This is a genomic window from Stenotrophomonas sp. P5_A8 (genome assembly GCF_056400545.1).
Genome location: NZ_JBFULB010000147.1, coordinates 1 through 9606 on the forward strand (window position 1 = coordinate 1; position 9606 = coordinate 9606).

Here is a 9606-nt window from a genome sequence, read left to right on the forward strand (position 1 = left end):
GCACTGAGCACCGGCAGCGACGATCCGCTGCTGCGCCAGGATGCTGAACGCGTCGCCGCCGTACTGGCCAGCCGCGCCGCCGACCAGAACTGGGCCGACAGCGTGGCCGGCGACATGGAGCGCCACTACTCCCCCGGCCGCACCTGGGAAGCGCTGGCACGCACCGCGCTGCCGCTGCTGGAAACCGGGGATGTGCTGGATATCGCCTCCGGCGACGGCGTGCTGGCCGAACTGGTGGCCCCGCACGCCAAGCGCTATGTCTGCATCGATACCAGCGCGCGCGTGGTCGCCGCCGCGAGCGAGCGCCTGCGCCGGCTGGCCAACGTGGAAGTGCGCGAAGGCGACATGCATGCGCTGCCGTTCAAGGACCGCAGCTTCGACCTGGTGGTGCTGATGCACGCCCTGACCTACGCCGCCAAGCCGGCCCAGGCCGTGGCCGAAGGCGCGCGTGTGCTGCGCTCGGGCGGTCGCCTGCTGCTGTGCAGCCTGGCCYGCCACGAACACAAGGCGGCAGTGGATGCCTACGGTCACGTCAACCTGGGCTTCTCGGACAAGGAACTGCGCAAGTTCGCCGAGAAAGCCGGGTTGGTCGTGTCCAGCCTGGAAACGGTGACCCGCGAAAAACGCCCGCCGCATTTCGAAGTCATTTCGCTGATCGCCAGCAAGCCCTGAGGTCCACCCATGTCGTCGCTGCCCTGGCTCCATCCCGACCGCGTGCACGCCCTGCAGGACGCGCTCGCCCGGCGCATCCTGATCATCGATGGCGCGATGGGCACGATGATCCAGCGCCATGGGCTGCAGGAAGCGGACTATCGCGGTGAACGCTTCGCCGAAGGCTACGACAGCGCGCACGCGCATGGCCCCGGCTGCGACCACGGCACGCCGGAAGGCCACGACCTGAAAGGCAACAACGACCTGCTGCTGCTGAGCAAGCCGGAGGTGATCGCGCAGATCCACACCGCCTACCTGGAGGCCGGCGCGGACCTGGTGGAGACCAACACCTTCAACGCCACCTCGGTCAGCCAGGCCGATTACCACCTGGAACACCTGGTCTATGAACTCAACAAGGCCGGCGCCGCCGTCGCGCGCGCCTGCTGCGATGCCGTGGCGGCCACCACGCCGGGCAAGCCGCGCTTCGTGATCGGTGTGCTCGGGCCCACCAGCCGCACCGCGTCGATCAGCCCGGACGTCAACGACCCGGGGTTCCGCAACACCAGCTTCGACGCACTGCGCCAGACCTACCGCGAAGCGATCGATGGCCTGATCGACGGCGGCGCGGATACCCTGATGGTGGAAACCATCTTCGACACCCTCAACGCCAAGGCCGCGCTGTTCGCCATCGAAGAAGCCTTCGACGACCGTGGCGCACGCCTGCCGATCATGATCTCCGGCACCATCACCGACGCCTCCGGGCGCACCCTGTCGGGCCAGACCGCCGAGGCGTTCTATGCCTCGGTCGCACACAGCCGGCCGCTGTCGGTGGGCCTGAACTGCGCGCTGGGCGCCAACGACATGCGCCCGCACGTGGAAACCCTGTCGATCGTGGCCGACTGCCTGGTCAGCGCGCATCCCAACGCCGGCCTGCCCAACGCGTTTGGCGAGTACGACGAAACCCCCGAGGAAATGGCCGGCACCCTGCGCGAGTTCGCCAGCGCTGGCCTGCTCAACCTCGTTGGCGGCTGTTGCGGCACCACCCCGGCGCACATCCGCGCGATCGCCGAGGCCGTGGCCGACCTGCCGCCACGTGCCCTGCCCGGCCCGGCGCTGGAGGATGCCGCGTGAGCGTACCCGCCGATAACAGTCCGTCGGTGACGCCGCCCCGCTACACCCGCCTGTCCGGCCTTGAGCCGCTGGTGATCACCCCGGACCTGCTGTTCGTCAACATCGGCGAGCGCACCAACGTCACCGGCAGCGCGCAGTTCCGCAAGCTGGTCAAGGAAGAGCGCTACGAAGAGGCGGTGGACGTGGCCCGCCAGCAGGTCGCCAATGGGGCGCAGATCCTCGACGTGAACATGGACGAGGGCCTGATCGACTCGGAAAAGGCGATGACGCGCTACCTCAACCTGATCATGTCCGAGCCGGACATCGCGCGCATCCCGGTGATGGTCGACTCCTCCAAGTGGAGCGTGATCGAGGCCGGACTGAAGTGCCTGCAGGGCAAGAGCGTGGTCAATTCAATCTCGCTCAAGGAAGGCGAGGCGCAGTTCATCGAGCACGCCCGCAAGGTGCTGCGCTATGGCGCGGCCGCGGTGGTGATGGCCTTCGACGAGGATGGCCAGGCCGACACCTGCGCGCGCAAGGTGGAGATCTGCACCCGCGCCTACCGCATCCTGGTCGACCAGGTCGGCTTCCCGCCGCAGGACATCATCTTCGACCCGAACATCTTCGCCGTCGCCACCGGCATCGAGGAACACGACAACTACGCGGTGGACTTCATCGAAGCCACGCGCATCATCAAGCGCACGCTGCCGCACTGCCATATCTCCGGCGGCGTCTCCAACGTGTCGTTCTCGTTCCGTGGCAACGAAAGCGTGCGCCAGGCGATCCATTCGGTCTTCCTTTACCACGCCATCGCCGCCGGCATGGACATGGGCATCGTCAACGCCGGCGCGATGCCGATCTACGACGAGCTCGATCCGGAACTGCGTGAACGCGTGGAAGACGTGATCCTCAACCGCCGCCGCGACGGCACCGAGCGCCTGCTGGAAATCGCCGAGCGTTACAAAGGCAAGAAGGGCGAGGTCAAGGGCGAAGACCTGGCCTGGCGCGAGAAGCCGATCGACGCGCGCCTGGCGCATGCGCTGGTGCACGGCCTGGACGCCTGGGTGGAGACCGATACCGAGGAGGCCCGCGCCCGCTCGACCCGCCCCCTGGACGTCATCGAAGGGCCGCTGATGGACGGCATGAACATCGTCGGCGACCTGTTCGGGGCCGGCAAGATGTTCCTGCCGCAGGTGGTCAAGTCCGCACGCGTGATGAAGAAGGCGGTGGCCTATCTGCTGCCGTACATCGAAGCGGAGAAGGCCCGCAGCGGCGACACCGCCAAGAGCAACGGCAAGATCATCATGGCCACGGTCAAGGGTGATGTGCACGACATCGGCAAGAACATCGTCGGCGTGGTTCTGGCCTGCAACAACTTCGAGGTCATCGACCTGGGCGTAATGGTGCCGGCGCAGAAGATCCTCGACGCCGCGCGCGCCGAGAACGCCGACATCATCGGCCTGTCCGGCCTGATCACCCCGTCGCTGGAGGAGATGAGCCACGTCGCCCGCGAGATGGAGCGCCAGGGTTTTACCTTGCCGCTGATGATCGGCGGTGCGACCACCTCGCGCGCGCACACCGCGCTGAAGATCGACCCGCACTACAAGGCGCCCACGGTATGGGTGAAGGACGCCTCCCGTGCGGTGGGCGTGGCCCAGTCGCTGATTTCCAGCGAGCTGCGCGAGGCATTCGTGGCCGCCAACGAGGCCGACTACGCCGACATCCGCCAGCGCCATCGCAACCGTGGCGACGCCAAGCGACTGGTGACCCTGACCAAGGCACGCGCGCAGCGTTTCGACGGCGACTGGGCCCATTACACCCCGCCCGCCCCGCGCAAGCCCGGCCTGCATGTGCTGCACGACTATCCGCTGGACGACCTTGTCGAGGTGATCGACTGGACCCCGTTCTTCCAGGCCTGGGAACTGGCGGGCAAGTATCCGGCGATCCTCACCGATGAGATCGTCGGTGCCCAGGCCAGCGACCTGTACAAGGACGCCCGCGCGATGCTGGCGCGGATCGTCGAGGAGAAGTGGTTGACCGCCAAGGCCGTGTTCGGGCTGTGGCCGGCCAACAGCGTCGGCGATGACGTGCACCTGCGCACCGATGCCGGCCCGAGCGTGCTGCACTTCCTGCGCCAGCAGGTCGACAAGCCGGTCGAGCGGCCGGACTTCTGTCTGGCCGATTTCATCGCCCCGGCCGACAGCGGCAAACAGGACTGGATCGGCGCCTTCGCGGTCACCGCCGGCATCGGCATCGATCCGCACGTGGCGCGCTTCGAAGCCGATAACGACGATTACAACGCCATCCTGCTCAAGGCCCTGGCCGATCGCCTTGCCGAGGCGCTGGCCGAACGCCTGCACCAGCACGTGCGGACCGATTACTGGGGCTACCAGCCCGACGAACAGCTGGACAACGCGTCGCTGATCGCCGAGAAGTACACCGGCATCCGCCCTGCCCCGGGCTATCCGGCCTGTCCGGAACACAGCGAAAAAGCCACGCTGTTCCGCCTGCTCGACGCCGAGCGCAACGCCGACATGCAGCTGACCGAGAGCTTTGCCATGCTGCCGACCGCAGCGGTATCGGGCTATTACTTCAGCCATCCGCAGAGCCAGTATTTCGTGGTCGGCCGGGTTACCCGCGAGCAGGTCAGCGACTACGCCAAGCGCAAGGGCGTGGACCGCGTGCAGGCCGAGCGCTGGCTGGCCTCGAACCTGGATTACGATCCGGAATGAGTCCGTCACTCGACCCACGGTCGGGTGCTGCCGTCATAATGCAGCGGTAGGCGCCCACCGTTGGTGGGTGCGCGCCGCCACCGAGACCCCGCATGACCGCCCCCACCCGCGACGCCGTTCCGGCCGTCCGCCTGTCGTCCTTCTACCTGTTCTACTACGCCGCACTCGGCGCGTTCACGCCCTACTGGAGCCTGTTCCTCACCTCGCGCGGCATGAGCGTCACCGCGATCAGCGTGATGATGGGGCTGTGGTACGCCACGCGCATCGTCGCGCCCACCACCTGGACCTCCATCGCCGCCGCCTCGCCGCGTCCGATCTTCTGGCTGCGCCTGGGTTGCGTGCTCACCCTGCTGACCTTCTGCGCGTTCCTGCTGCCCCTGCCGCAGCCGTGGCTGTACCCGGCGATGATCGCATTCTGCTTCTTCTACAACGCGGTGATGCCGCAGTTCGAATCGATCACCCTCACCCACCTGGGCAGCGACAGCCACCGCTATGGCCTGATCCGGGTCTGGGGCTCGCTGGGCTTCATCGCCGTGGTGATGCTGTTTGGCTGGATCATCGAAGGCAAGGACGGGGCCGGCAACGCGCACCTGCTGCCGTGGCTGATGCTGCCGTTGTTCGGCCTGCTCACCGCCTCCGGGTTTGCCAACCACTACGCGCGCAACCTGCAGCGCAACGACGGCGATGCCAGCGGCTTCTGGCAGATCGTGCGCAAGCCGCAGGTGCTGGCGTTCTTCCTCGCCGCGTTCATGGAACAGCTCTCCTTCGGCCCGTATTACACCTTCTTCTCGGTGTACATGGACCATCACGGCTATGCCACCTCCACGCTGGGCGTGTTGTGGACGGTCGGGGTCGTGTTCGAGGTCGGCGTGTTCTTCACCATCGGCCGCTTCTTCCGCCGCTATGACGCCAGCTGGATGCTGCTGATCGCCCTGCTCAGTTCCACCGTGCGCTGGGCCGTCACCGCCCTGTTCCCGGAAAACCTGCCGGTGATGCTGGTGGCACAGACCGCGCATGCGCTCGGCTTTGCCGCCTTCTTTGCCGCCGCGATGCAGATGCTGGCGACCTATTTCCCGGGACGTCTCAACGGGCACGGCCAAGGCCTGCTGTATGGTTTTTCGTCCGGTGTGGGCGGCGTACTCGGCGCGCTGATCGCCGGGCAGTTGTGGAACATCGACCAGGGCCGCACCGCATTCCTGGCCGGCAGCGGCTTTGCGTTCGCCGGTGCGCTCCTGTGCTTCTTCGCGATCAGCCTGCCATTGCTGCGCGCCCGGTAATGCCGGCCGCGGGCCGGCAATCCAATCCGCCCCGGTAGTGCCGGCCGCKGGCCGGCAACGCGACCCTCCCAACCGGTAATGCCGGCCGCTGGCCGGCAACACGCCCCCCCCAACCGGTAGTGCCGGCCGCTGGCCGGCAACGCGACCCTCCCAACCGGTAGTGCCGGCCGCTGGCCGGCAATGCGGCCCCCTCGATGGGGTAGGCTCAAACCTCCCCTGACTGGAGCCGCCGATGCGACCGACCCGCCTGTGGGCATTGCTGCTTGCCGCCATTGCCCTGCCTGCCGCCGCCGAGCCGATCCTGCTCGAAAACGCCCGCGTCTTCGACGGCCAGCGCGATCTTGGGATCACCCCGGTGCTGATCGATGGCCCCCGCATCGTGCATGTCGGCACGCCGCTGCCAGCCGCCGCCACCGGTGCGCGCCGTATCGACTACACGGGCAAGACCCTGCTGCCGGGTCTGGTCAGCGACCACGCGCACGTCGGCAACACCCAGGGACTGGAGCACGGCGACCGTTTCTACACCCGCGACAACGTGGTGCGCGACCTGCGCCAGTTCCAGCGCTACGGCATCACCACGGTGACCGCGCTGGGCATGAACGGGGCGGACTTCTTCGCCATCCGCAAGGCGGTCAACGCCGACCCCGGGCTGGGCGCACAGCTGTATGGCGCTGGCGGTGGCATCGGTGCACCGGACGGCGCGCCCCCGGCCGACAGCATGGGCCTGAGCCATGATCCCGTGGCGCGTCCGCGCAACGCCGAAGAGGCGCGTGCGGCCGTAGCCACCCAGCAGGCCGATGGCGTGGACCTGATCAAACTGTGGGTGGATGACATGGGCGGCAAACGGCCGATGATGACGCCGGAGGTGTATCGCGCCGCCATTGCCGAGGCGCACGCGCGCGGTCTCAAGGTCGCCGCGCACATCCATGATCTGGCACAGGCGCGCGATCTGGTCGATGCCAAGGTCGACATCCTCGCCCATGGCATCCGCGACCGCGCGGTGGATCCGATGCTGGCGCGGAAAATGCGCGATCAGGGCACCTGGTATATCGCCACCATAGCCATCGACGAGGCCAACTACTGGTATGCCGAAAACCCGCAGCAACTGCAGCAGCCATTCCTGCGCACGTCGTTGCCGGCCGATGTTCTGGCGCGCTGGTCGCAGCCGGACTGGCAACGCGCGCAGTTGGCCGGCAGTGGCATACCGGCCGCACTCCAGGCCGTGGCGACCAACCTGGACAACCTGCGGCGGCTGCATGCGGTCGGGGTCAAGCTCGGGTTCGGTACCGATGCCGGGGCCATGCCACAGCGGGTGATCGGGTTTGCCGAACATCGCGAACTGCAGCTGCTGGTCCAGGCCGGGCTGACCCCGACCCAGGCGCTACAGACTGCCACCGCCCAGGCTGCCGACCTGCTCGGCCTGAGCGACCGTGGTCGCATCGCGGCCGGCAAACGTGCCGACCTGCTCGTGCTGGACGCCGATCCGCTGGCCGATATCACCCACAGCCAGCGCATCGGCGCGGTCTGGCAGGCCGGTCAGCAGGTGGCCGGACCGATCACGGAATGATGGATGCCTTCCCGGTGCCATGCCGCAGGGAACATCATCCCCACCTACCTCACTCCGTTATCGCGGGTGGGTTGCCAGCGTGGCCTGCAGCGAGGGCAGCAGCAACCGGTTGCCGTAGCCACTGAGATGATCGCCATCGAAGAACAGGGGATGCCCGTCGCGCTGTGCGCGGCAGGCATCGGTGTCGCAGAGGATCGGCAACGGATCCCAGATCACTGCGCCGGGTAGGCCCGCGGCCACCTGCTGCAGCGCGACCAGCGCCGGCGCGCGATAGTCGTCCATCCACGCCCGCTGCACCTGCAGGCCATTGCGGCACACCGCATTGGCCGCGTTGAACCGGTCCGAGCAGCGGTACGGCGGCGCCGGCAACACCGGCTTGGGCGCCTCCAGCACCACGCGCACGCCGGTCTCGGCGAGCGGTCGCCAGGCGGCAATCGCACGCTCGGCCTCGGCGGCATGGCCGGCACGGGCCTGCGCACTGTGTTCGCTGTCGCGCTGCTCGCGCGCGTCGAACAGGATGAACTGGTCGGACAGACGCGGCACCCGCAGCGACACCAGCAACACCACGTCACCGGGCTGCGCGCGCCGCGCGATGTCGGCGCGCACCGCCGCGTCGTAGCCCACGCACTCCTGCGCGACCCAACGCCATTCCTGCAGGCCCAGCTGCGGGCAGCCGCCACGACCGTACTGCCACACCGTGGCGCCGGTCTCCAGGGCCAGCCTGCGCAGCAGCTCGTTGTAGGCCATCGCATGCGAATCGCCGGCAACGAACACGTTGCGCGGCATGCCTGGGGGCAGCGGACGAGCGCATTCGCCACGCGAGAACGTGCGCGCACGACCGGCCTCGAAACGCTCTTTGCCGACCCGCAGCTCGCAACTCGGGTAGTCGGCCGCCACCGCGTCGCCGTCCGGATACCAGTCCAACGGGTGACGACTGACCGTGCTCAATGAAAGATGCGCCGCCTGCCGGTACATCAACGCCTGCAGGCCCGCAGCAAGCAGCAGCGCCACCACGCCCACGGCCACCCATCGGCCGGTGGACAGCCGCTTGGCCAACGGCCCGCGGAACGGCCGCTCCACCCAGCGCAGGGAGGCCCAGGACAGCAACGCCACCAGCGGCATGGCGAACACGCGCTGGCCGGTGGTGTCCAGGCCAACCGTCCAGCGCATCAGCACGAACACCGGCCAGTGCCACAGATACAGCGAGTACGAGAGCAGTCCGATCCGCCGCAGCGGCGCGCTGGACAGCACGCGACCCGCCAGCGCGCGCGGATGCACGTGCAGCGCCAGCAGCAGGCCCACGCTCGCCAGCACCGCCCACAGTCCGTCCGGCCAGGGCGAGTGTCCGGCGCGCGCGGACCACAGGGTCCAGCCCAGCATCGCCAGCGCGATGACGGCCAACAGCGAGCACGCCACGCGCAGGGGCCGCGATGGGACCGCTGCATCCGCCCCGGTGGCGCGAAGATGCAGCAGCTGGAACAGCAGCACGCCCGCACCCAGCTGCCAGAAGCGCGTGGTCGTGGCGTAGAAAGCGCGCACCGCCTGTTCCGGATGGCTGCCTGCGTAAACCGCATGACCGATGGAGGCCGCACTGGCCAGCGCGAACAGGCCCACGCTGGTCCAGCGGCTGCGCCCACCGCGACTCCAGGCCAGGAACAGCAGCGGAAACAGCAGGTAGAACTGCTCTTCCACGCCCAACGACCAGGTGTGGGTAAACGGATTGAACTCGGCACGTGGTGCAAAGTAATCGCTGCCGACCCCCACCAGCACCCAGTTGCTCAGGCCGAAGAAGGCCATCAGGCCGGTCATGTCGCTGGCTTCACTGAGCCAGGACTGGGGAATGAGCAGCACGCTGGCCAGACTGGTCAGCAGCAGGCAGGTCACCAGCGCCGGAGCGATGCGACGCAGCCGCCGGGCGTAGAAACGCAGCAGCGAATCCCGCAATGGCAGCGGCGGCAGCCGGTGTACCGACGCGCTGACCACGAACCCGGAGATGACGAAGAACACATCCACGCCGGTGAACCCACCGGGCAACCAGGACGGATCCAGGTGGAACAGGATCACCGCCAGCACTGCGATCGCACGCAGGCCATCGATATGCGGCACATAGCCGCGAACTGGATCAGCCGTCATGCGCGTCCCTGCAGGGCATCGGTCGCGGTGGTGATCACCGCGACCGGAGTGGAATCACCAGACCAGGTCGTCGGGCACCTGGTAGGCCGGATCGGCGTACGGATCTTCTTCCGCGGTGGCATTGGGGTCCACGCGC

The 9606-nt window shown here is 68.0% G+C and carries 6 protein-coding genes and 1 pseudogene; 5 read left to right on the plus strand and 2 right to left on the minus strand.

What is annotated here, in order from left to right; all coding sequences use genetic code 11:
• From AC1DQP_RS11820 to AC1DQP_RS11840, 5 genes are all read left to right on the plus strand, one after another.
• A partial coding sequence (locus tag AC1DQP_RS11820) for a class I SAM-dependent methyltransferase (protein WP_478051652.1) occupies positions 1 to 672 on the plus strand: 672 nt, incomplete at its 5' end.
• 9 nt (positions 673 to 681) lie between these two features.
• Positions 682 to 1782 carry a homocysteine S-methyltransferase family protein gene (locus tag AC1DQP_RS11825; protein ID WP_256774562.1) on the plus strand — a complete coding sequence of 367 codons (1101 nt, stop codon included), beginning with the start codon at positions 682 to 684 and terminating at the stop codon, positions 1780 to 1782.
• Positions 1783 to 1808: 26 nt separating this feature from the next.
• Positions 1809 to 4493, plus strand: a complete 2685-nt coding sequence (gene metH / locus AC1DQP_RS11830; RefSeq protein ID WP_478051654.1) for a methionine synthase — start codon at positions 1809 to 1811, stop codon at positions 4491 to 4493.
• A gap of 92 nt (positions 4494 to 4585) precedes the next feature.
• On the plus strand, positions 4586 to 5770 hold the full coding sequence (locus tag AC1DQP_RS11835) for an MFS transporter (RefSeq protein ID WP_256774563.1): 1185 nt from the start codon (positions 4586 to 4588) through the stop codon (positions 5768 to 5770).
• Between the two features lie 232 nt (positions 5771 to 6002).
• On the plus strand, positions 6003 to 7337 hold the full coding sequence (locus tag AC1DQP_RS11840) for an amidohydrolase family protein (protein ID WP_457319381.1): 1335 nt from the start codon (positions 6003 to 6005) through the stop codon (positions 7335 to 7337).
• A 57-nt stretch (positions 7338 to 7394) separates the two neighbouring features.
• On the opposite strand, the gene AC1DQP_RS11845 is transcribed toward AC1DQP_RS11840, so the two are convergent.
• Positions 7395 to 9470 carry an acyltransferase family protein gene (locus AC1DQP_RS11845; RefSeq protein WP_478051653.1) on the minus strand — a complete coding sequence of 692 codons (2076 nt, stop codon included), beginning with the start codon at positions 9468 to 9470 and terminating at the stop codon, positions 7395 to 7397.
• Between the two features lie 54 nt (positions 9471 to 9524).
• Positions 9525 to 9606: pseudogene (locus AC1DQP_RS11850) on the minus strand (DUF2058 domain-containing protein); the annotation flags it as partial.